Origin of the sequence: Pseudomonas sp. EpS/L25, assembly GCF_001512295.1 — a bacterium.
Taxonomy (GTDB): Bacteria; Pseudomonadota; Gammaproteobacteria; order Pseudomonadales; family Pseudomonadaceae; genus Chryseomonas.
In genome coordinates, this window is record NZ_LNUP01000011.1 from 515,167 (window position 1) to 535,538 (window position 20,372).

The window sequence follows — 20,372 nt, forward strand, 5'->3', positions numbered from 1 at the left end:
AGTTGACACGTTGTCGCGGTTCAGGTTGAGAGCATTTGCCAGAATGCCGCTCCAACGCCGGCCAGGCTTTCCCCGGCGATCAGCCCGGCCGCGGCGGCCAGGGCGAAGCGCCCGGCCACCGCGGGTGCCCGCCAGCGCACCAGGGCGGTGAGCAGGGCGCCCAGGGTCATCATCAGCGACACCGAGGCCGGCAGAATGAAGGCCAGGCCCAGGGCTGCCGAGCTGGGCAGCCAGTGCGCGCGGCGGACGGGCAGCAAGGCTTCGGCCAGGCCCAGCAGCAAGCCGGCCAGGGCGCCGAGGACGATGCCCAGGCGCATCGCCGTGTCCAGCGCGCCCAGGCCCTGGGTCAGGGTTTCCGCTACCGCCTTCCACTGGGCCACCGCCGGCGCCGGCCAGGCAGCACTGAGCAGCAGCGCCTGGGGATCGGGAATCAGCAGCCGGTAAGTGAGCACCCCGGTTACCGCGCCGAGGGCGATGCCCAGGCACTGGGCCACCACCTGCTTGGCCGGGGTGGCGCCGATGGCCTTGCCGACCTTGAAGTCGTTCATCAGGTCGGTGCTCTGGCCCGCGGCGCCGCCGGCGGTGTTGGCGCCCATCAGGTTGATGTTGACCTGCCCGGGCGCGGCCAGGCCGAAGGTGAGCTGCGACAGCTGGCCGATGGCGCCGATGGGCGGAATGCCGGTGGCGCCCACCACCCGCGCGGCCATGGCGGCGAGAAACAGCGCCAGGGGCAGGGCGAGCAGGGCCAGCCAGGGAGCTATGCCGAACAGCCGCACCTGCAAGACCACTACCAGCAGACTCGCGAGCAGCAGCAGGACCAGGGGCCAGCCACGCGGGCGCCGCCAGCCCGAACGCTGCCGCTCACCGCGCGGCAGGGTCACCAGGCGTACCGCCAGGGAGGCCAGGGTGGCGCTGACCATCAGGCTCACCCCCGGCCAGAGCAGCCATTGCACCAGGAGGGCATATTGCGGACCGCTGGCATCCGCCGGCACCTCGGCCACGCCGCTGGCCAGCAGCCAGGGCGCCAGCCCGGCCCAGGCCAGCAGGGTGCCGAGCAGCAGCGAGAAGCCGACCCGCGGGCCGATGATGCCGCCGAAGCCGAGCAGCAGCAGGGAGGGATCGAAGCTGAAGGTCAGTCGCTCCAGGGCGGCCGAGGGCGCCGTCCGCGGCAGCGTCCAGACGAAGGTATCCACCAGCTTGACCGCCGCCGACAGCACCAGGGCGCCCAGCAGCATCCGCAGGCGCGCCAGGGCCTCGGCGCCGCTGGCATAGACTTGCCGCAACGCCTCCAGGGTGGCCAGGCCCTCGGGGAATGTCAGGCTGGCATCGGCCAGTAACAGCGGGCGCAGGTACCAGGCCACCCAGATGCCGAGAAAGCTCACCGCGAACACCCAGCCCATCAGCGGCAGCGTGGGCAATTCCTGGCCGGTCAGCAGGGTATAGGCCGGGATGGGCGCCACCAGGCCGCCGGAGACGATGCTGGCCGCCGCCGAGGCCACGGTCTGGTTGATGTTGCTCTCGTGCAGCGTCCAGCCCGGTTGCTGCAGCCGTCGTCCGAGGCGGTGCCAGAGGCCGTAGCTCACCAGCAGGGCGATGATCGACATGTTGAACGACCAGCCGATCTTGAGCCCGGCATAGACATTGGCCGGGGTCAGCAGGACGCCCAGCAGCGCGCCGGTGAGCAGCGCCCGCGGGCTGAGTTCGCGCTCCACGGGCAGCGGCTGATCGAGCGGGGCGTCATTGGCTGCGGGCAAGAGGGCCTCCTGGGTCGGGCGATCATGGCGTCGTCAGGGGACCCTTCCAGGCACCGGTTGGTTCGGCGGCTCAGAGCCGGTTCAAGGGCTCGCGAGCTGGAGCCGAACAAGGCGCAACGACCAACGGGAGTAACAGCCAACGGCTGGCCCGAAGGGTGAGCGCTAGCGAATCAAAGGCCTGAGGAAGCGGGGTTTACAAGTGGTAAATGAGCATTGCGACGGGACCGCCCAGGTGGGGCTGGCCTTCCAGGATCTTTCCAACGCCGTCTGGCCGACGCGCAGCAACCTTTGAGTAGGCTCTCAGGGATGGCGCTCGGCCCAGGTCTGCCGCAGCGCCTCGATCAACTGGCGCAAGCCGGGTGGTGGCTGGCGCCGACTCGGATAGTAGATGCACAGTGGCGCGCCGGGTGAGGCCCAGTCCGGCAGCACCAGCTCCAGGCGGCCGTCACGCAGCTCCTCGGCCACCCGCCATTCCAGGCAATAGGCCAGGGCCAGGCCATCGAGAGCGGCCTGGATCGAGGTCTCGGTCTCGTTGAGGGTGAGTGGGCCGGGCACGTCGATCACCCGTGTCGCGGCACCGCTGCCCAGTTCCCACCGATAGAGGGCGCCACTGCCCAGGCGCAGCCGGACGCAGCGATGCTCGGCGAGATCCTCCGGCTGCTGCGGTCGGCCGTGACGGGCCAGGTAGTCGGGAGCACCCACTACCACCCAGCGCAACTCGTCGGTCAGCGGCAGGGCGACCATGTCCTGAGGCACGGTATCGCCATAGCGGATGCCGGCGTCGAGGCCGTCGGCGACGATGTCCACCGGCCGGTCTTCGACGCTGATGTCCAGTTGCAACTGTGGATAGGCGGCCAGCAGTCGGGGCAGGGTCGGGGTCACCAGCAGCCGCGCCGCATCGCGCGGCACGCTCAGGCGCAGCCGGCCGACCGGGGCGTCGCGGTGCTGGTCCAGCTCGCCCAGCGCCTCGCCGATGAGGGCGAAACCCTGTTCGAGCTTTTCCGCCAGCGCCGCGCCGGCCAGGGTCGGCACCACCGAGCGGCTGGTGCGATTGAGCAGCTTGACCCCCAGCCGCGTCTCCAACTGGCGCAGGGCATGGCTCAGCGCCGAGGTGGTGACGCCCAGCTCGATGGCGGCCTGGCGAAAGCTGCGGCGACGGACCAGGGCGACGAAGACATTGAGATCGGCCAGTTCGCCGCGGTTGAGGGTAGGCATGCACAATCCTCGCGCGATAAGAGCCTGTTCAAAGTCTGCTGCGCGTCGGCCAAACAGCGTTGAAAATGCCTTCGGAATGCTCATTTACCATTCGTAAACTCCGCTTCCTCAGGCATTTTCGCCTTGTTTGTCTCTAGCTCGCGAGCCTTTGAACAGGCTCTAAGGGTCAAGAGTTCGTTGAGCCCCATTCAACGCCTTTTGAATTAGCCTCACAAGGTTGATCCTTCCGACCGGCGTCTTCGCCTGGAGAATTGCATGACTGAAACCGTCCGTATCCCCGGTATCGATACCCCCGTTTCCCGCATCGCCCTCGGTACCTGGGCCATCGGTGGCTGGATGTGGGGCGGCACCGACGAAGCCCGCTCCATCGAGACCATCCGCGGCGCCGTGCAGGGCGGCATCAATCTCATCGACACCGCCCCGGTGTATGGCTTCGGCCGCTCCGAGGAGATCGTCGGCAAGGCCCTCGAAGGCATCCGTGACCAGGCGGTGATCGCCACCAAGGTGGCCCTGGAATGGCCCAACGAAGAGGTGCGCCGCAACGCCAGCGCGACCCGTATTCGCCAGGAGGTGGAGGATTCCCTGCGTCGCCTGCGCACCGACCGCATCGATCTCTATCAGGTGCACTGGCCCGATCCCCAGGTGCCCCACGAGGAGACCGCGCGTGAACTGGAGCGGCTGCGGCAAGAGGGTAAGATCCTCGCCATTGGCGTGAGCAATTACTCGCCCGAGCAACTGGAGGCTTTCCGCCAGTTCGCCAACCTGTCCACCGTGCAGCCGCCCTACAACCTGTTCGAGCGCGCCATCGAGGCCGATGTGCTGCCCTATGCCCAGCGCCACGGCCTGGTGGTACTGGCCTATGGCGCGCTCTGCCGCGGCCTGCTGTCCGGCCGCATGAACGCCGATACCCGCTTCGACGGTGACGACCTGCGCCAGGGCGATCCCAAGTTCCAGGCGCCGCGTTTCGCCCAGTACCTGGCGGCGGTGGAGGCCTTGACCGCCTTTGCCCGCGAGCGCCACGGCAAGTCGGTGCTGGCCCTGGCGATTCGCTGGATTCTCGACCAGGGACCGACCATCGCCCTCTGGGGCGCCCGCAAGCCCGAGCAATTGCAGGGGCTGGACGAGGCCTTCGGTTGGCGGCTGTCCAGCGAGGACCTGGCGGCCATCGACGCCATCCTCGCCGAACACGTCAAGGATCCGGTGGGGCCGGAGTTCATGGCGCCGCCACTGCGTTGATCCCGGCGGCTGGGGCACCCTGGCCCCGCCTTGTTGCCTAAGAACCTGTTCACGATCTGCTGCGCGTCGGCCAAACGGCGTTAAAAATGGCCTGGGTCGCCAGCCCGGTCGGAATGCTCATTTACCACTCGTAAACCCGAGCGCGGGTCCGATCCGCTTCCTCAGCCATTTTTGCCTTGTTTGGCTCTAGCTCGCGAGATCGTGAACAGGTTCTAAAGAACTCAGCCACAAGAGGTGAGGATCATGGCCAAGCGCGACGATCTCGACCACAAGCCGGAGAATGCCGGCAAGGTCGGTGAGACCCACAAGGAACTCAACCAGGGCGGCGAAGAACAACGCCCGGACAATCCAAAGCGCCCCGAGCAACCCAAGGACAGTCCTGATCCGGGTTACTGAGGCAACGGCAGAAACGACAAAGGCGCAGCGGTCTGGACCGCTGCGCCTTTGCTTTTGCTGCCGGGGTCAGGTGCCGACCCCGGCAGCCTTGCCCTGCTAGCGTGGTGTTTCAGAACTTATCTAGACAATTTTAGCGGCGCTTTTTCGGCCGCAGCGGCGGACCGTCCTGGCGGCGTTGCCACTCCTCGGCATAGCCCTGCCATAACTCGTCGCGGCGCCTGGCCCAGTCGGACCACCGAACCGCCCCAAAATCACTCGCCAATTCTTGCGCGAACTGCTGAAACACCACACTAGAAGCTGCGCGGGGCCGCCACGCCACTCTCGTCGCCCACTGCGCCAGGGGTATTGCCATTGGCCGCGGTGCGTCCGACATTCCTGCCGGTCGTGGCTTGGGTTGCCGACGGAGTTTCGCCGGTACTCGTGGCCGGAGAACCGGCCATGGACTCGACCCCGGCATCGGGATCATTGCCAAGGTTCCTGGACGCGGTGCCGGCCTCGGCCTGATCACCATGACTGGCCTGGCGGGTGCCATTCGCGACGTCGCGCCCGGCCGCCTTGACCTGCTCGTAGCCACTGTTGGCTAGCTCTTTCGCCTTGGTGGTTAGCGTGTCGCTGTGTTTGCCCAGGGTACGGTCCTCGGTCTTGGTCCGCGGCAGCGACGCCCCGAGCAGGGCGCCGAGGGCGATACCCAGCACACCCACCACCAGCGGCTGTTCGCGTAGCAGGGTCTCGAAGGTGCCTTTGAGCTGTTGCGCCTGGTCGGCCAGGGTGTCCTTGGCGTGCGCAGCGGTATCGCTCAGCCGCTCCCCGGTCTCGGCGGCCTTGGCCGATACGCTCTCGCCTAGGCCGGTCACCTTGTCGCGCGCGTCGTGACTGCCACGGCTCAGGGAATCGCGGGTATGGCCTGCGCTGTTGGCGACCGCGTCCAGCGCACCAGACAGCTTGTCCTTGAGCGGACTGCCAGCGGTGGCCGGTACCGGCGCTCGGTCCTGCCCCAACGCCAGCCAGAGCAGGCCGACCGAGGTCAGCACCGCCGGGACCGGATTGGCCTTCAGGGTATTGCCCAGATTCTGGGCGAATTCCCCACCATGACCCTTGGTGTAGGCCAACGCCTGGTCGAACAGCTGACCGGGCGATAGCCGGTTCTCCAGCGCCCCTACCAGGTCTTCGATGTGTTCGCGCTTCTGGTCGATCTCCCGCTCGAGTTCATCGGGGTTCTTTCTGGATTCCTGGTCGATCTGGGTGGCGAGGCTCATTGTGCGGCCCTCCGTACGGCGTCCTTGTCCTTCTGCAGGCTATTGACGGTGCGCTCAGGGGTGAAGTGGGCCGGTTCGAACTGCTTCTTGCCCGATTGCAACATGATGAAGCCGATCACCATGACCACGGCGCCCACCAGCAGGGCGGCGGCCCAGGGCGTCAGATACTGGGAGAGGAAATAGACGACGCCCATGAGCAGCACGATGAAGCCGGCCAGCAGCACGATGGCACCGGCCGCGACCCCGGCCACGCCGGCCTTGGTGGTGCGCAGGGACTCGCCCAGTTCCGCCTTGGCCAGCGCAAGCTCCTTGGTGAACAGCGCCGGCACCTCATGAATCAGCTGCTTGATCAGGCCGACGACCGAGGTGTCGCCTTCTGTGGAACGCGGGGTGGGATTCTCGTTGATCATGGCTGCTTTCCTCCGCTCAGGGTCGGTCGGTCCAGGTGGCTGGCCGCGGCGCCGGTGGTCAAGGTGTCTTCGCTGCGGGCGGGATTGATCGCCGCGCCGCCGATGGGATCACCACTTCGGGTGGTGGTCGGCGTATAGAGGTCGGGACCCTTGGGAATATTGTTGGTGTGGATGACGTCGGCACCGGCCGCCGGCTCCACCAGTTCGTTTTCCGCTGCGACCGAGGGGGTGGTCAGCGTGGGCATCTCGCCCGCACCGTGGCCACGGTCTGCGCTGCCGCTGCTCGACTGGCTGGAGGCCTTGAGCAAGCGCGACAGCCCGAAGCCGATGGCGATGCTGCCGGTGAGGAACAGCGCGGGATTCTCCCGTGCCAGGGTGCCGGCCTGCTGCAGCAATTGCTCGGCGCTCTTGCCGCGCAGGTCCTCGGCCAGGCCGGTCAGGCTCTGTGCCATGTCGCTGACGTAGTGCGCCAGGCCCAGGGTGTCCTTCCCGTCGAGGTCTTCCGCCGCCGTCTGGGCGCTATGAGCAATGGCTTCGAGCTGATCGGCCGCGCTGTCGCGATAGTGGTCGTAGTGCGCGGCCCCCTGTTGCTTGGCGTCCTGCACCGCGTCCCGGGCGACGTCTTCGAGGTCGTGCAGATGGTCTTGGGCTGAAGCGCCTTCCGTGGCGTGCGGACGAGGTCCGTTGGAAGTGTCGGGAGGGGTCGTCATGCTGGCGTACCTGTTGCAGAACCGGGGGATGGCCGTAGCGGTCGGCCGTTCACGTGCCTTGCCTTCAGGGGACCGGAGGAGCCGTGGCGCAGTTCGCAATGTCCTGTCCGAACGGCGGCTAGCAGACAAACGGCCTTACCTGCAGTCGTGAATACAAGCGAGACGGCAGCGGCATGCAACGGCTCTAGGCCGGCAATGAAACGCAATCGCAACCTACGCAACCATTCGTCTTGCCCATGATGGCAATGCAGAAATTCGATGAACGTTTTTTCACCGGGCGCGGTCGATTCAAGCAGACGTTGACGTTCGCCAGGCTGCGAACCTACCTCTTCAACTCACGTCCGAATGACAGGAGATCTCTCATGGCCGTTGCCAATGCCAAGCAAGAACTGAAGACCGTTTCCAGCGTCAAGCAGAAGGCCCACCAGGGCGAGGACGCCACCCTGCAGAACCAGCAGGCTGTCGGCGAAGCCCTGGCCGTGTTGCTGTCCGATGTCTTCGCGCTGTACATCAAGACCAAGAACTACCACTGGCACATGAAGGGCTCGCACTTCCGCGACTACCACCTGCTGCTGGACGAGCAAGCCACCCAGCTGTACGGCATCACCGACCTGATCGCCGAGCGCGCCCGCAAGATCGGCCAGCCCACCGTGCGCTCCCTGGAGCAGATGGTGCAGCTCAAGCGCCTGGCCAGCAGCGACGCCACCGACCTGTCGGCCGACCAGATGCTCACCGAGCTGCACGACGACAACCAGTCGCTGGCCGCCTACATGCGCACCACCCATACCCTGACCGACGACGCCAACGACGTCTCCACCACCAGCCTGCTGGAAGAGTGGATCGACCAGGCCGAAGAGCGCGCCTGGTTCCTGGGTCAGACCGTCGGCAAGTAAGTCGCAGGCTCTACCGAAAAGCCCGTCTCCGGACGGGCTTTTTCATGGGCGCTCGCCAGGACGCGAGGTTGCTGCTGGTACTGGCGCGGGGTACAGCCGAATTCACGGCGGAACACCGCGTGCAGGTATTGCGCCGAGGTGAAGCCGCAACGCCGGGCGACCTCGGCCAGACTCGCGGCACCTTCCTGCAGGGCGACCGCCGCGGCGGCCAGCTTGAAGCCTAGGATCTCGTCGTGAACGCTGCGCCCCAGCTCACGGCGGAAGGAGGTTTCCAGCGCCGAGCGGGAGATACCGACGTAGCTGGCCACCTGGTCGGTCTTGATGCCCTGGCAGGCGTACTGGCGGATGAAGTGCAGGGCGCGCATCACCTGGGGATGGTGCACCGCCTGGTGGCGACTGGAGGCCTGGATATTGATCCCCTCCGGCGGGATCAGCACTCGCGGTGCGCCCAGGTCGACGCCGTGCAGCCGCTGGTGCAACAGGCGCGCGGCCTCGCGGCCGATGGCTTCGGTACCCTGGATGACCGAGGTCAGGGGCACGCGGGTCAGGGTGCGCGCCAGCGGATCGTTGTCGATGCCCACCAGCGCCACCTGCTCGGGCACCGGGATGCCGGCCGTGAAGCAAGCCTGGAGCAGTTGCCGCGCCCGGGCGTCGGTGACGGCGAGGATGCCCACCGGTTTGGGCAACGCCTCCAGCCAGGTGATCAGCTGCTCCACGGCGGTGTCCCACAGCGGCGCACTGGTCTCCAGGCCGCGATAGATCTCCACCGGCAGGCCGTCGCGGCGGAGCAGGGCGGCGAAGGCCGCCTCGCGCTCGCCGGCCCAGCGATTGGTGTCCGCGGCGGGCAGGCTGAAGCAGGCGAAGCGGGTCAGCCCGGACTCGATCAGGTGGTCGTAGGCCAGGCGCACCAGGGCGGCGTTATCGGTGGCGACGTAGGGGATGCCGGGCGGATAGTCGCGCACCTCGGCATAGGAGCCGCCCACCGCCACCACCGGCAGCCTGCTGTCGGCCAGGGCGGCGCTCACGGCGGGGTCGTCGAAGTCGGCGATGATGCCGTCGCCCTGCCAACGCTCGATGCCCTTGAGCCGGCAGAGGAAGTCCTCTTCGAGGAACAGGTCCCAGCGCGCCCGGGTACCGCTCAGGTAGTTGCCGATGCCGGCGAGGATGCCGCGGTCGTAGATCTTGCTGCCGTTGAACAGCAGGGCGACGCGATGGACGGGCGGCTGGCTGGGCATGGCGGGCTTCCGGCGAGAGGCGCGGTGGGATACCAGACTACGACCGCACCGGGCGTCTCTCAAGCGGCAAAATCGCACTCAGCCCTGGTGATTTTCACAATAGGCAGCCCGGGTGGCAGCGCTACCATCGAGACAAGCCGGTACGCCGTGCCGGGTGCGACAGATAAGAACAAGGACAACGCCATGGCTTATTTCCCCAATGTCGAGAAGGTCCGCTACGCCGGCCCCGACAGCTCTTCCCCGCTCGCCTTCCGCCACTACGAGGCCGACCGCCTGGTCATGGGCAAGCCCATGCGCGAGCACCTGCGCATGGCGGTCTGCTACTGGCACACCTTCGTCTGGCCGGGCAGCGATGTCTTCGGCCAAGGCACCTTCCAGCGCCCCTGGCACGCTACCGGCGCGCCGCTGGAGCAAGCCCGCGCCAAGGCCGCCGCCGCCTTCGAATTCTTCAGCAAGCTGGGCGTGGACTACTACTGCTTCCACGACACCGATGTGGCCCCCGAGGGCGCCAGCTTCACCGAGTACCGCGAGAACTTCGCCCGCCTGGTGGACGAGCTGGAGCGCCACCAGAGCGAGACCGGCCTCAGGCTGCTGTGGGGCACCGCCAACTGCTTCAGCCACCCACGCTACGCCGCGGGCGCCGCCACCAACCCCAATCCGGAGATCTTCGCCTGCGCCGCCACCCAGGTGTGCACGGCGATGAACGCCACCCACCGCCTGGGCGGCGAGAACTACGTGCTGTGGGGCGGTCGCGAAGGCTACGAGACCCTGCTCAACACCGACCTTAAGCGCGAGCGCGAGCAACTCGGCCGCTTCATGCAACTGGTGGTGGAACACAAGCACCGCCTCGGCTTCCAGGGCGACCTGCTGATCGAACCCAAGCCCCAGGAGCCCACCAAGCACCAGTACGACTATGACGTGGCCACCGTCTTCGGCTTCCTGCAGCAATTCGGGCTGGAAAAGGAGATCAAGGTCAACATCGAGGCCAACCACGCCACCCTGGCCGGGCACAGCTTCCAGCACGAGATCGCCAGCGCCGTGGCCCTCGGCGTGTTCGGCAGCATCGACGCCAACCGTGGCGATCCGCAGAACGGCTGGGACACCGACCAATTCCCCAACAGCGTCGAGGAAATGACCCTGGCGATCTACGAGATCCTCAAGGGCGGCGGCTTCACCCGCGGCGGCTTCAACTTCGACGCCAAGGTGCGGCGCCAGAGCCTGGACGACGTCGACCTGTTCCACGGCCACGTCGCAGCCATGGATACCTTGGCGCTGTCCCTGGAACGCGCCGCGGCGCTGCTGCAGGACGACCCCCTGGGCAAGTTCAAGGCCGAGCGCTATGCCGGCTGGGACCAGACCCTCGGCCAGCGCATCCTCGGCGGCGAGCTGGACCTTGCGCAACTCGCCGAACACACCTTCACTCAGGGTCTGGCACCCCAGCCGGTGAGCGGCCGTCAGGAGCTGCTCGAAGGCGTGGTCAACCGTTACCTGTATCGCTGAACCGCGCGAGCGGGTCGGCAGAAAAGCCGTGCCGACCCGCTTGTACAAGCCCGCTGAATCGTTACACTCAAACCCGTTCGCTCGCTCCACAACAACAATAACCAAGGACGCCACCATGAACTTCAAGACGACCCTGCTCGCCGGTCTGCTCGCCCTCTGCACCACCGGTTTCGCCCAGGCCGACGCCCAGCATCCCAAGATCGGTTTCTCCATCGACGACCTGCGCCTGGAACGCTGGGCCCGTGACCGCGACTACTTCGTCGCCGCCGCCGAGCAACTCGGCGCCAAGGTCTATGTGCAATCCGCCGACGCCAACGAGCAGCGCCAGCTGTCGCAGATCGAGAACCTGATCTCCCGCGGCGTGGATGCCATCGTCATCGTGCCCTTCAACGCCACGGTGCTGAACAACGTGGTGGCCGAGGCCAAGAAGGCCGGGGTCAAGGTGATCTCCTATGACCGCCTGATCCTCAACGCCGACATCGACGCCTACATCTCCTTCGATAACGAGAAGGTCGGCGAGATGCAGGCCGGTGGCGTGCTCAAGGCCCAGCCCAAGGGCAACTTCTTCCTGCTCGGCGGCGCGCCTACCGACAACAACGCCAAGATCCTCCGCCAGGGCCAGATGAAGGTCCTGCAGCCGGCCATCGACAAGGGCGACGTCAAGATCGTCGGTCAGCAGTGGGTGAAGGAGTGGAACCCGACCGAGGCCCTGGCCATCGTCGAGAACGCCCTGACCGCCAACGACAACAAGATCGATGGCATCGTCGCCTCCAACGACGCCACCGCCGGCGGCGCCATCCAGGCCCTGGCCGCGCAGAAGCTGGCCGGCAAGGTCGCCGTGTCCGGCCAGGACGCCGATCTCGCCGCCATCAAGCGGGTGATCGCCGGGACCCAGACCATGACCGTCTACAAGCCGCTCAAGCTGATCGCCTCCGAGGCGGCCAAGCTGTCGGTGCAACTGGTGCGCAACGAGAAGCCGGCCTTCAACTCCAGCTACGACAACGGCACCAAGAAGGTCGACACCCTGCTGCTCACCCCCACCGAGCTGACCAAGGCCAACGTCGACCTGCTGGTCAAGGACGGCTTCTACACCCAGGCCCAGATCGACGGCAAATAACCACTGGCCACCGGCTGGCCGTCTGACGCCTGGCGTCGGGCGGCCCCTGGGCAAGGAGCGGCCATGGCCGACTATCTGCTGGAAATGCACGGCATCGCCAAGAGCTTTGGCGGGGTGCGGGCGCTGGACGGCATCGATCTCAAGGTGCGTCCGGGCGAATGCGTAGGGCTGTGCGGCGAGAACGGCGCCGGCAAGTCCACCCTGATGAAGGTCCTCTCGGCGGTCTATCCCCACGGCACCTGGGAAGGCGAGATCCGCTGGGACGGGCGTCCGCTGGAAGCCCAGTCCATCGCCGAATCCGAGGCGGCCGGCATCGTCATCATCCACCAGGAACTGACCCTGGTGCCCGATCTGTCCGTGGCCGAGAACATCTTCATGGGCCACGAACCGCGCCGCTTCGGCGGGCGGCTGGACTACCCGACCATGCTGCAGCGCTCGGCCGAGCTGATGCGCCGGCTCAAGGTGCCGGACATGAACGTGGCCCTGCCGGTGTCCCAGTACGGCGGCGGCCTGCAGCAACTGGTGGAGATCGCCAAGGCGCTGAACAAGAACGCCCGGCTCTTGATCCTCGACGAACCGACTTCGGCGCTCACCACCTCCGAGATCGCCGTGCTGCTGGACATCATCCGCGACCTCAAGGCGCAGGGCGTCGCCTGCGTCTACATCTCGCACAAGCTCGACGAGGTGGCGGCCATCTGCGACACCATCACGGTGATCCGCGACGGCAAGCACATCGCCACCACGCCCATGGCCGAGATGGACATCGACCGCATCATCACCCAGATGGTCGGCCGCGCCATGACCAATCTCTATCCGCAGATCCCCCACCAGATCGGCGAGGTGATCTTCGAGGCGCGCCACTTCACCTGCCTGGACGTCGACAATCCCCAGCGCAAGCGCGTCGACGACGTCTCCTTCGCCGTGCGCGCCGGCGAGATCCTCGGCATCGCCGGGCTGGTGGGCGCCGGGCGCACCGAGCTGGTCTCGGCCATCTTCGGTGCCTACGACGGCCGCTACGAAGGCGAGGTCTGGCTCCATGGCCAGCGCATCGATACCCGCTCTCCGCTGAAATCCATTCGCGCCGGCCTCTGCCTGGTACCGGAGGATCGCAAGCGCCAGGGCATCATTCCCGACCTGGGCGTGGGTTCGAACATCACCCTCACGGTGCTGGATAGATTCGCCCACCTGAGTCGCATCGACAGCGAGGCGGAACTGTCCTGCATCGACACCGAGATCGCCCGGCTGCAACTCAAGACCAGCAGCCCCTTCCTGCCCATCACCGGCCTCTCCGGCGGCAACCAGCAGAAGGCGGTACTCGCCAAGATGCTGCTGGCGCGGCCCAAGGTGCTGATCCTCGACGAGCCCACCCGTGGCGTCGACGTCGGTGCCAAGTTCGAGATCTACCGGCTGATCGGCCTGCTCGCAGCGGAGGGCGTGGCCATCGTCATGGTCTCCTCGGAGCTGGCCGAGGTCCTCGGCGTCTCCGACCGGGTGCTGGTACTCGGCGAAGGCCGGCTGCGCGGCGATTTCCCCAACGAGAACCTGACCCAGGAGCGGGTACTGGCCGCCGCCCTGGGCACCACCGAACGGGCGGTCGCCCAAGCCCGGGAGCACTTCTGATGCACGCCGTGAAACAGCTGTTCACCCGCTACAAGATGCTCGCCCTGCTGATCGCCGTGGCGCTGATCTGGCTGTTCTTCAGCTGGCAGACCGAGGGCGGCTTCGTCACCCCGCGCAACCTCTCCAACCTGCTGCGGCAGATGTCCATCACCGGCATCCTCGCCTGCGGCATGGTGCTGGTGATCATCGCCGGCGAGATCGACCTCTCGGTGGGATCGCAACTCGGCCTGCTCGGCGGGGTGGCGGCGATACTCGACGTGACCTACCACGTGCCCCTGCCGATCACCCTGCTGGCGGTTGCCGCCGGTGGCCTGCTGATCGGCCTGATCAACGGCTACCTGAGTGCCTATCGCGGGATACCGTCCTTCATCGTCGGCCTCGGCGGCATGCTGGCCTTCCGCGGGGTGCTGCTCGGTCTCACCGGCGGCGTCACCGTCGCCCCGGTGTCGCCGGAGCTGGTCTACCTCGGCCAGGGCTATCTGCCGCCGGCCGTGGGCAGCGCCCTGGGCGTGCTGCTGTTCGCGGTGGCCGTGGTGCTCAGTTGGCGCCAGCGCAGCAAGCGCAAGGCCCTAGGCCTCGCCCTGGCGCCACTGTGGCGTGACGTGCTGCGGGTGGCGGTGATCGGCGTGGTGCTGGTGGCCTTCATCCAGACCCTCAACCGCTACGACGGCATCCCGGTGCCGGTGCTGATCCTGCTGGTCCTGCTCGGGGTGTTCAGCTATATCACTAGCCAGACGGTATTCGGCCGGCGCATCTATGCGGTGGGCAGCAACCTGGAAGCCACGCGGCTGTCGGGCATCAACGTCCAGGCGATCAAGCTCGGCATCTTCGGCCTGATGGGCGTGATGTGCGCCCTGGCCGGTCTGGTCAACACCGCACGGCTGGCCGCCGGCTCGCCCTCGGCCGGCACCATGGGCGAACTGGACGCCATCGCCGCCTGCTTCATCGGCGGCACCTCCATGCGCGGCGGCTCGGGCACCGTCTACGGCGCCCTGCTCGGCGCCCTGGTGATCGCCAGCCTGGACAACGGCATGTCCATGCTCGACGTGGACAGCTACTGGCAGATGATCGTCAAGGGCGGCATCCTGGTCCTGGCCGTCTGGGTCGACGTCAGCACCCGTACCAGCCGGCGCTGAGGGTTAGGATGGAAAACCGCGTAGCCTTTTCCACCTGTTCACGCCGTGCTCGCCCCGGATGAGGCTACGCCGTCATCCAGGCTACGGCAGCATCGCGGAACGTCGAACTGCCCAGAGGGCTGGGGAGGGTGGCTTGCTTTATCGTGGCCATGGGCCGCTCCTACAGGCACGGGTGCTACCGTAGGAGCGGCCCATGGCCGCGATCTAACGGCTCCCCCTACTCATGACCTCGAATCGCCCCACCGCCCGTCAACTCAGGTTTCGAATCTTTGCACCCGCGGCCCGCGCTGGCGCAGGTCGGCCAGACTCTCTGGGCTGAGGGTGCCGACGGCGCGGTCGAGATCGCGCTGCAGATCCTGGATCACCGTGGTCAGGGAGGTGGTGCATTCCAGATTGCAGAAGGGAATGGCCTTGGTGATCGTGGCCGCTCGGGTGGTGTCGTTGATGGTGAACAGCAGGGTGCGGTCGGCCCGGCGAGGAACAGCCAGGCAGGAGTGGGGGCTGAAGGCGTCAATCAGCGCATCAATAGCGTTTTGCATGGGCAGATCGTCCTTGTCGTGACCGTGGAAATCGTCCGAATCAGACCTGTCCAAGGTCGCAAAGGTTCATTCCAGAGCGATTTCAGCTCGGCATTCATCATATGAAAAGTATGATGAATGCCGAGCTGGCAGGAACGGTGGCGTACTCACGCCTGGCTGGCTGGCTGGCTGGGCGTCGGTGTCGGCCGGGTTTTCCACCTGGGTACGCTCAGCCTGGCTGTGGATAACCCTGGCCCGCGTCCATCCATCCCGCACCTTTGACGCCCGCGCCGGGCTGCGGCAGAGTGCGCGCCCTTTGGTGGTGCGGAGTCGGCGATGAATGCGGTGGTGGTGGCGGTAGGACTCATGCTGGTGCTGAGTCTCGCTCGCGTACACGTGGTGGTGGCGATGATCGCCGGGGCGGTGGCCGGTGGTCTGGTCGGCGGCCTGGGATTGGAAGGCACCCTGCTGGCCTTCAACGCCGGCCTGGGCAATGGCGCCAAGGTGGCGCTCTCCTATGCGCTGCTGGGGGCCTTCGCCGTCGCCATCAGCCAATCGGGCCTGGCGCACATGCTGGCCGACCGGGCGCTGGCGCTGATGGAGCGGCAGGCCGCCCAGGGCGGGCGCTCGCTGCGCTGGGCGCTGCTCGGGCTGCTGCTGGCGGTATCCATCGCCTCGCAGAACATCCTGCCCATCCATATCGCCTTCATCCCGCTGCTGGTGCCGCCGTTGCTCTATGTGCTGACGCGCCTGGAGCTGGATCGGCGGCGGCTGTCCTGCGTCATGACCTTCGGCCTGATCGCGCCCTACATGTTCCTGCCGGTGGGCTTCGGCAGCCTCTATCTGCACGACATCCTCCTGGCCAGCGTGTCCCGCGCCGGGGTGGACATCAGCGGCGTGGACCCCAGTCGTGCCATGTTGCTGCCGGCCCTGGGCATGGTGGTCGGCCTGCTGCTGGCGGTGTTCGTCAGCTATCGTCGGCCGCGCCGCTACGACCTGAGCCTGGTGGCCCGCACCGAACGGGCCGACCGCCCCTACAACGGCCGTACCCTGGCGGTGGCGCTGGTCGCCGTGATCGCAGCCTTCGGCGTGCAGCTCTGGCTGGACTCCATGATCCTCGGCGCCCTGGTCGGCTTCGTGGTCTTTACCGCCACCGGGGTGGTGCGCTGGCGCGAGGCGGACGACCTGTTCAGCGAGGGCGCGAAGATGATGGCGGTGATCGGCTTCATCATGCTCACCGCCGGCGGCTTCGCCGAGGTGCTGACCGCCACCGGCCAGATCAAGGACCTGGCCGCCACCGCCGCCGGCCTGATCGGCGACAATCGTGCCCTGGGCGCATTACTGCTCCTGCTGTTGGGCATGCTGGTGACCCTGGGCATCGGCTCGTCCTTTTCCAGCGTGCCCATCCTCGCCGCCATCCTCGGGCCGCTGTGCCTGCACCTGGGCTTCTCGCCGCTGGCCATCGTCTGCCTGATCGGCACCGCCGGCGCCCTCGGCGACTCGGGTTCGCCGGCTTCGGACTCCACCCTGGGTCCCACCTCGGGTCTCAACGTGGACGGCCAGCACAGCCATATCTGGGACACCGTGGTGCCGTCCTTCCTGCACTTCAGCCTGCCGATGCTGCTGTTCGGCTGGGCCGCGGTGCTGCTGCTGTAACCGGCGATTGCCGTGCGGGCGCAAAGCGGCGACCGGGTGGGTCCAAGGCCTATCGCCCAGGAGTCGTCCATGCCCGCCGCCACCTTTCGTCTCGAACCCCTCACCGCCGCCGACCTGCCCGCCGCCACCGAGGTGGTCCGCCTGGCCTTCGCTACCTGGATGGGCGCCGCCGAGCCGGGGGAGTTCTGGAACGACCGCGACTATGTGCGCAGTCGCTTCGTCGCGCCCCACACCGCCTGGTTCAAGGCACTGGACGGGGCGCGCCTGGTCGGCACGGTGTGCGTCACTCGCTGGGGTCGCCACGGCATCCTCGGGCCGCTGGCGGTGCACCCCGACTACTGGGACGCCAAGGTCGCCAAGGCGCTGATGGGCGCCGCGGTCGGTCAGCTCGATGCCTGGCAGCTGGAGCACGCCGGGCTTTTCACCTTCCCCGACAGCCCACGTCACCTGGGGCTCTACCAGGGCTTCGGCTTCTGGCCCCGGACCCTGACGGCGGTGATGGGGCGCGCGCTGGGCGCGCCGGTCCCGACCACTGCGCAGCGCTTCTCCCGGGCCACCGATCCGGCGGCCCTGCTGGCGGCCTGCGCCGAACTGGGCGCCGCCAATGCCCCCGGACTGGACGTCTCCGCCGAGGTGGGCGCGGTGCGCGACCAGGAGCTGGGCGACAGCCTGTTCCTCCAGGCCGACGATGGTCGCCCCGCTGGCTTCGCCGTCTGCCACTTCGGTCCGCGCAGCGAGGCGGGCGCGGGGGTCTGCTACGTCAAGTGCGCCGCCGTGCGCCCGGGCCGTGGCGCCGAGACCCGCTTCGCCCAGCTCATCGCCGCCTGCGACGGCCTGGCCCGGGAGTGCGGCCAGCAGCGACTGCTGGCCGGGGTCAACACCGCCCGCCTGGGCGCCTACCAGTGGCTGCTGGCCCAGGGTTTTCGCAGCGAGATCCTCGGCATCACCCTGCACCGGGGCGAGGAACACTACGATCACCCCGACGTCTGGCTGCTGGATGATTGGCGCTGATCACCCGCAGCCCGGCGCGACCGTGAAAAAAGGCTCTAGGGCGGACTAAAGAGCGAAGCGGCGGTGCCGATATGGAGAGCTGGACCGCGCAGCGCTGCCGCGGCTAATCCCTCCTGAGGAGCCCATCATGGCCCTGCTCAAGCACTACTCGATCATGCGTGCACTGGACACCCTGGCTGCCGCGACCGAGACCGCTACCCCCCTTGTCGAGATCGGCCGCTTCCAGGGCGATCACACGCTGGCGCGCCTGGCCACCGGTCTCCAGGCACTGCTGTTGCAGCAGCGCGAATTGCAACAGCAGGTCCAGACGCTGAGTGAGGACAATGCCGCCCTGACGGCGCGCATGGCCGAAAGCGAGTCGCTAGCCAGGCGTCTCGGGACGCGTTTCGAGCTGGTCAGCCAGGGCTCCAGCGAAGGCCTCTGGGACATGGAGGTGGTGGCCGGCGATCCGGTCAATCCGCGCAATGCCTTCTGGTGGTCGGATCAATTCCGCGCCATGCTCGGCTTCCGCGATGAAAGCGACTTCCCGAGCGAACTCGGCAGCTGGGCCAAGCGCCTGCATCCCGAGGACAGCGCCTGGGTGCTGGACGCCTTCGCCGCCCACATGAAGGATCGCAGCGGCCAGACGCCCTTCGACGTCCAGTACCGCATCGCCCTGAAATCCGGTGAGTACCGTTGGGTCCGGGCTACCGGGGCGACCCTGCGTGACGAGCGCGGCGTGCCGGTACGCGTCGCCGGTTCGCTGCGCGATATCCATGACCAGCGCCTGCGCGACCTGGAACTCGACGTCACCCTGACCCGTTTCGAACTGGCGCGGGAGATGCTCAACGACGGCCTGTGGGACATGGAAGTGATCGCCGGCGATCCGCTCAACCCGAAGAATCCCTTCTGGTGGTCGCCGCAATTCCGTCGCCTGCTCGGCTACGAGACCCTCCAGGAATTTCCCGACGTGCTGGACAGCTGGGCTTCGCGGCTGTATCCGGAAGATCGCGACCGGGTGCTGGAAGCCTTCGGTTCGCACATCAACGATCGCAGCGGGCGCACCGGCTTCGACATCACCTATCGCCTGGTGCTGAAGAACAATGAGGTACGTTGGTTCCGCGCCCGTGGCCAGACCAGGCGCGCTGCCGACGGTACCCCGCTGCGGGTAGTGGGCGCCCTGGCCGATGTCCATGCCACGCATGAGCAGGAGTCCTTGCGCGAGGCCCAGGAAGCTCAGCACCGCCAGATGGAAGAGAACCTGCACAAGGTCACCGAGATCGTCGGCTCCATCCAGGGCATCGCCGCCCAGACCAACCTGCTGGCCCTCAACGCGGCCATCGAGGCCGCGCGGGCGGGCGAGGCGGGGCGGGGCTTCGCCGTGGTGGCGGACGAGGTGCGCAAGCTAGCGACCCGGACATCCGAAGCCACCCAGCGCGCGGCCGACATGATCCGCAAATAGTGGCGCGCCAGCCTCAGGCGTTGTTGGCAGTCGCCGTCTTTCGCGAGCGACTGCGCGGCTTGGCTGCCGGCGGGGCGACACTGCTCTGGATGCCGCCGACCTGGGTCAGGTTATCGTCGGGCTGGTCTTCCAGCTCGCGATTGGCGCGAAACCAGTGTTCGAAATCCTGGCCGTGCGGACGACCCTCGCGTTCCCAGATTTCATAGGCGCGTTGGCGGATGCGTTCTTCGAGACTCATGGTGGTGACCTCTGGCAGAAGGGCAGGGGAGCGCGGCCGCGAGTGCCGGCGCTCATCCTGACTAGGCCCGAGGCAGCGCCGAAAAGTTTCGATCCCGTTCCTGGGGACTGGACCGGTCTTGCCGCTTGTTCCGCTCTGGCCTGCCGCTATGGCGGCGCTGACCGTTCGTCGCCCTCTACCTGGCGATCTCACCATGCCAGGCCCGCCGATAGGCACCGGGTGCCACGCCATAGGCCTGTTTGAACTGGCGAGTGAGATGGCTCTGGTCGGCGAAGCCCAGTTGCAGGGCCACTTCCAGGGGCGCCCAGCCGGCGCGCAACAGGCCCTGGGCGCGGGTCAGGCGTTGCTGCTTGAGCCAGGCATGGGGCGGCAGGCCGGTCGCGCGGCGGAACACTCGCAGGAAGTGAAAGGGCGATAGCCCCACCGCCTGGGCCAGCTCTTCGAGGCTGGGTGGTTGCTGCAACCGCTGACCGAGCAGTTCCCGCGCGCGCTGCACGGCCAGGGGTTCGCGACCCGGCTCCGGGATGGCCCCCAGGCGGGCGTGACGGCCGAACAGCAGTAATAGTGCCTCACGCCAGGCGGTCTGCTGTTCCAGAGCCTCGGCGCCATGGTCGGCCAACCGATGCAGGTGGCCGAAAGCCGCGCTCACCTGGGGATCGTGCAGCACGCTGGTGGCGAAGGCCGGGGTGGCGTCCAGCGGGCGTCCCAGTTCGGCGAAGACCGGTGCCAGCTGCGCCAGCGTCGGATAGAAGCCGCGATACTGCCAACCTTCTTCCACCGCCGTAGCGCCGGTGTGCAACTCGTCCGGGTTGATCAGCACCAAGCTGCCCACCGTCGCGAAGTGCTCGACGCCGCGATGGTTGAAACGTTCGACGCCGCACTCGATCAAGGCGAACACATAGCCGTCGTGGGCATGGGGGACAAAGCGTCGGCGTCGATAATGGGCGTGTAACAACTCGACGCCCCCCAGCCTAGGGGCGGACCAGAGCCGGGCCCGTTCTTCTTGTTCCTTCATGATGCCCTCGGGATG

Annotated in this window: 18 protein-coding genes and 2 pseudogenes; 11 read left to right on the forward strand and 9 right to left on the reverse strand. The window is 67.3% G+C overall.

What is annotated here, in order from left to right; translation table 11 throughout:
* Positions 1-20 precede the first annotated feature (20 nt).
* Together AR540_RS11410 and AR540_RS11415 are read right to left on the reverse strand one after the other, a co-directional pair.
* The gene (locus AR540_RS11410) at positions 21-1,754 is read right to left on the reverse strand and encodes an OPT/YSL family transporter (RefSeq protein WP_059228989.1); all 1,734 of its coding nucleotides are present in this window, start codon (positions 1,752-1,754) and stop codon (positions 21-23) included.
* Positions 1,755-2,054: 300 nt separating this feature from the next.
* Positions 2,055-2,969 carry a LysR family transcriptional regulator gene (locus tag AR540_RS11415; protein WP_059228991.1) on the reverse strand — a complete coding sequence of 305 codons (915 nt, stop codon included), beginning with the start codon at positions 2,967-2,969 and terminating at the stop codon, positions 2,055-2,057.
* A gap of 255 nt (positions 2,970-3,224) precedes the next feature.
* Between AR540_RS11415 and AR540_RS11420 the strand changes: the two genes are divergently transcribed.
* Entirely contained in the window at positions 3,225-4,205 is a 981-nt protein-coding gene (locus AR540_RS11420) for an aldo/keto reductase (RefSeq protein WP_059228993.1), read from the forward strand.
* A gap of 243 nt (positions 4,206-4,448) precedes the next feature.
* A complete protein-coding gene (locus AR540_RS25730; RefSeq protein WP_177339209.1) occupies positions 4,449-4,601 on the forward strand; it encodes a hypothetical protein in 153 nt (50 codons plus the stop codon).
* 290 nt (positions 4,602-4,891) lie between these two features.
* Here the strand turns inward: AR540_RS25730 and AR540_RS11425 are convergent, their stop codons facing one another.
* Genes AR540_RS11425 through AR540_RS11435 form a run of 3 tightly spaced genes read right to left on the reverse strand, consistent with a single transcriptional unit; the run spans position 4,892 to position 6,977 of the window.
* Complete coding sequence (locus AR540_RS11425; protein ID WP_059228995.1) at positions 4,892-5,857, reverse strand: DUF3618 domain-containing protein; 966 nt, start codon at positions 5,855-5,857, stop codon at positions 4,892-4,894.
* The gene (locus AR540_RS11430) at positions 5,854-6,267 is read right to left on the reverse strand and encodes a phage holin family protein (RefSeq protein ID WP_059228997.1); all 414 of its coding nucleotides are present in this window, start codon (positions 6,265-6,267) and stop codon (positions 5,854-5,856) included. Before AR540_RS11430 ends, AR540_RS11425 begins: the two co-directional genes overlap by 4 nt.
* Positions 6,264-6,977: a hypothetical protein gene (locus tag AR540_RS11435; protein ID WP_236712047.1), complete on the reverse strand. Its 714-nt coding sequence runs from the start codon at positions 6,975-6,977 to the stop codon at positions 6,264-6,266. The genes AR540_RS11430 and AR540_RS11435 overlap by 4 nt, the downstream gene beginning before the upstream one ends.
* 362 nt (positions 6,978-7,339) lie before the next feature.
* On the opposite strand from AR540_RS11435, the gene AR540_RS11440 reads away from it, so the two are divergent.
* Positions 7,340-7,870 carry a Dps family protein gene (locus tag AR540_RS11440; protein WP_059228999.1) on the forward strand — a complete coding sequence of 177 codons (531 nt, stop codon included), beginning with the start codon at positions 7,340-7,342 and terminating at the stop codon, positions 7,868-7,870.
* On the opposite strand, the gene AR540_RS11445 is transcribed toward AR540_RS11440, so the two are convergent.
* The gene (locus tag AR540_RS11445; protein ID WP_059229001.1) at positions 7,852-9,105 is read right to left on the reverse strand and encodes a XylR family transcriptional regulator; all 1,254 of its coding nucleotides are present in this window, start codon (positions 9,103-9,105) and stop codon (positions 7,852-7,854) included. The two genes, AR540_RS11440 and AR540_RS11445, sit on opposite strands and share 19 nt — an antisense overlap.
* A gap of 183 nt (positions 9,106-9,288) precedes the next feature.
* Here AR540_RS11445 and xylA point away from each other — a divergent pair, with 183 nt between their 5' ends.
* From xylA to AR540_RS11465, 4 genes are all read left to right on the forward strand, one after another.
* Positions 9,289-10,605 carry a xylose isomerase gene (gene xylA, locus AR540_RS11450; RefSeq protein WP_059229003.1) on the forward strand — a complete coding sequence of 439 codons (1,317 nt, stop codon included), beginning with the start codon at positions 9,289-9,291 and terminating at the stop codon, positions 10,603-10,605.
* 115 nt (positions 10,606-10,720) lie between these two features.
* The gene (xylF, locus tag AR540_RS11455; RefSeq protein WP_059229005.1) at positions 10,721-11,722 is read left to right on the forward strand and encodes a D-xylose ABC transporter substrate-binding protein; all 1,002 of its coding nucleotides are present in this window, start codon (positions 10,721-10,723) and stop codon (positions 11,720-11,722) included.
* Between the two features lie 63 nt (positions 11,723-11,785).
* On the forward strand, positions 11,786-13,342 hold the full coding sequence (gene xylG / locus AR540_RS11460) for a D-xylose ABC transporter ATP-binding protein (protein WP_059229007.1): 1,557 nt from the start codon (positions 11,786-11,788) through the stop codon (positions 13,340-13,342).
* Entirely contained in the window at positions 13,342-14,478 is a 1,137-nt protein-coding gene (locus AR540_RS11465) for a sugar ABC transporter permease (protein ID WP_059229009.1), read from the forward strand. The genes xylG and AR540_RS11465 overlap by 1 nt, the downstream gene beginning before the upstream one ends.
* Before the next feature lie 254 nt (positions 14,479-14,732).
* Here AR540_RS11465 and AR540_RS11470 read toward each other — a convergent pair whose 3' ends face one another.
* Positions 14,733-15,017: a hypothetical protein gene (locus AR540_RS11470; RefSeq protein ID WP_059229011.1), complete on the reverse strand. Its 285-nt coding sequence runs from the start codon at positions 15,015-15,017 to the stop codon at positions 14,733-14,735.
* A gap of 315 nt (positions 15,018-15,332) precedes the next feature.
* On the opposite strand from AR540_RS11470, the gene AR540_RS11475 reads away from it, so the two are divergent.
* The 4 genes and pseudogenes from AR540_RS11475 to AR540_RS26525 form a co-directional block, all read left to right on the forward strand.
* The gene (locus tag AR540_RS11475; protein WP_059229012.1) at positions 15,333-16,652 is read left to right on the forward strand and encodes a Na+/H+ antiporter family protein; all 1,320 of its coding nucleotides are present in this window, start codon (positions 15,333-15,335) and stop codon (positions 16,650-16,652) included.
* A gap of 69 nt (positions 16,653-16,721) precedes the next feature.
* Entirely contained in the window at positions 16,722-17,663 is a 942-nt protein-coding gene (locus tag AR540_RS11480) for a GNAT family N-acetyltransferase (protein WP_059229014.1), read from the forward strand.
* Positions 17,664-18,090: 427 nt separating this feature from the next.
* Positions 18,091-18,810: pseudogene (locus AR540_RS26520) on the forward strand (PAS domain-containing protein); the annotation flags it as partial.
* A gap of 24 nt (positions 18,811-18,834) precedes the next feature.
* A pseudogene (locus AR540_RS26525) lies at positions 18,835-19,071 on the forward strand (methyl-accepting chemotaxis protein); the annotation flags it as partial.
* Between the two features lie 46 nt (positions 19,072-19,117).
* Here AR540_RS26525 and AR540_RS11490 read toward each other — a convergent pair.
* Positions 19,118-19,342: a DUF2934 domain-containing protein gene (locus AR540_RS11490; protein ID WP_059229018.1), complete on the reverse strand. Its 225-nt coding sequence runs from the start codon at positions 19,340-19,342 to the stop codon at positions 19,118-19,120.
* Positions 19,343-19,517: 175 nt separating this feature from the next.
* On the reverse strand, positions 19,518-20,357 hold the full coding sequence (locus AR540_RS11495; protein WP_059229022.1) for an AraC family transcriptional regulator: 840 nt from the start codon (positions 20,355-20,357) through the stop codon (positions 19,518-19,520).
* Positions 20,358-20,372: the final 15 nt, after the last annotated feature.

Coding starts and splice junctions, on each gene's coding strand:
- AR540_RS11415 (WP_059228991.1), bottom strand. CDS start 2,969: ATGCCTACCCTCAACCGCGGCGAACTGGCCGATCTCAATGTCTTCGTC.
- AR540_RS11420 (WP_059228993.1), top strand. CDS start 3,225: ATGACTGAAACCGTCCGTATCCCCGGTATCGATACCCCCGTTTCCCGC.
- AR540_RS25730 (WP_177339209.1), top strand. CDS start 4,449: ATGGCCAAGCGCGACGATCTCGACCACAAGCCGGAGAATGCCGGCAAG.
- AR540_RS11425 (WP_059228995.1), bottom strand. CDS start 5,857: ATGAGCCTCGCCACCCAGATCGACCAGGAATCCAGAAAGAACCCCGAT.
- AR540_RS11430 (WP_059228997.1), bottom strand. CDS start 6,267: ATGATCAACGAGAATCCCACCCCGCGTTCCACAGAAGGCGACACCTCG.
- AR540_RS11435 (WP_236712047.1), bottom strand. CDS start 6,977: ATGACGACCCCTCCCGACACTTCCAACGGACCTCGTCCGCACGCCACG.
- AR540_RS11440 (WP_059228999.1), top strand. CDS start 7,340: ATGGCCGTTGCCAATGCCAAGCAAGAACTGAAGACCGTTTCCAGCGTC.
- AR540_RS11445 (WP_059229001.1), bottom strand. CDS start 9,105: ATGCCCAGCCAGCCGCCCGTCCATCGCGTCGCCCTGCTGTTCAACGGC.
- xylA (WP_059229003.1), top strand. CDS start 9,289: ATGGCTTATTTCCCCAATGTCGAGAAGGTCCGCTACGCCGGCCCCGAC.
- xylF (WP_059229005.1), top strand. CDS start 10,721: ATGAACTTCAAGACGACCCTGCTCGCCGGTCTGCTCGCCCTCTGCACC.
- xylG (WP_059229007.1), top strand. CDS start 11,786: ATGGCCGACTATCTGCTGGAAATGCACGGCATCGCCAAGAGCTTTGGC.
- AR540_RS11465 (WP_059229009.1), top strand. CDS start 13,342: ATGCACGCCGTGAAACAGCTGTTCACCCGCTACAAGATGCTCGCCCTG.
- AR540_RS11470 (WP_059229011.1), bottom strand. CDS start 15,017: ATGCAAAACGCTATTGATGCGCTGATTGACGCCTTCAGCCCCCACTCC.
- AR540_RS11475 (WP_059229012.1), top strand. CDS start 15,333: ATGAATGCGGTGGTGGTGGCGGTAGGACTCATGCTGGTGCTGAGTCTC.
- AR540_RS11480 (WP_059229014.1), top strand. CDS start 16,722: ATGCCCGCCGCCACCTTTCGTCTCGAACCCCTCACCGCCGCCGACCTG.
- AR540_RS11490 (WP_059229018.1), bottom strand. CDS start 19,342: ATGAGTCTCGAAGAACGCATCCGCCAACGCGCCTATGAAATCTGGGAA.
- AR540_RS11495 (WP_059229022.1), bottom strand. CDS start 20,357: ATGAAGGAACAAGAAGAACGGGCCCGGCTCTGGTCCGCCCCTAGGCTG.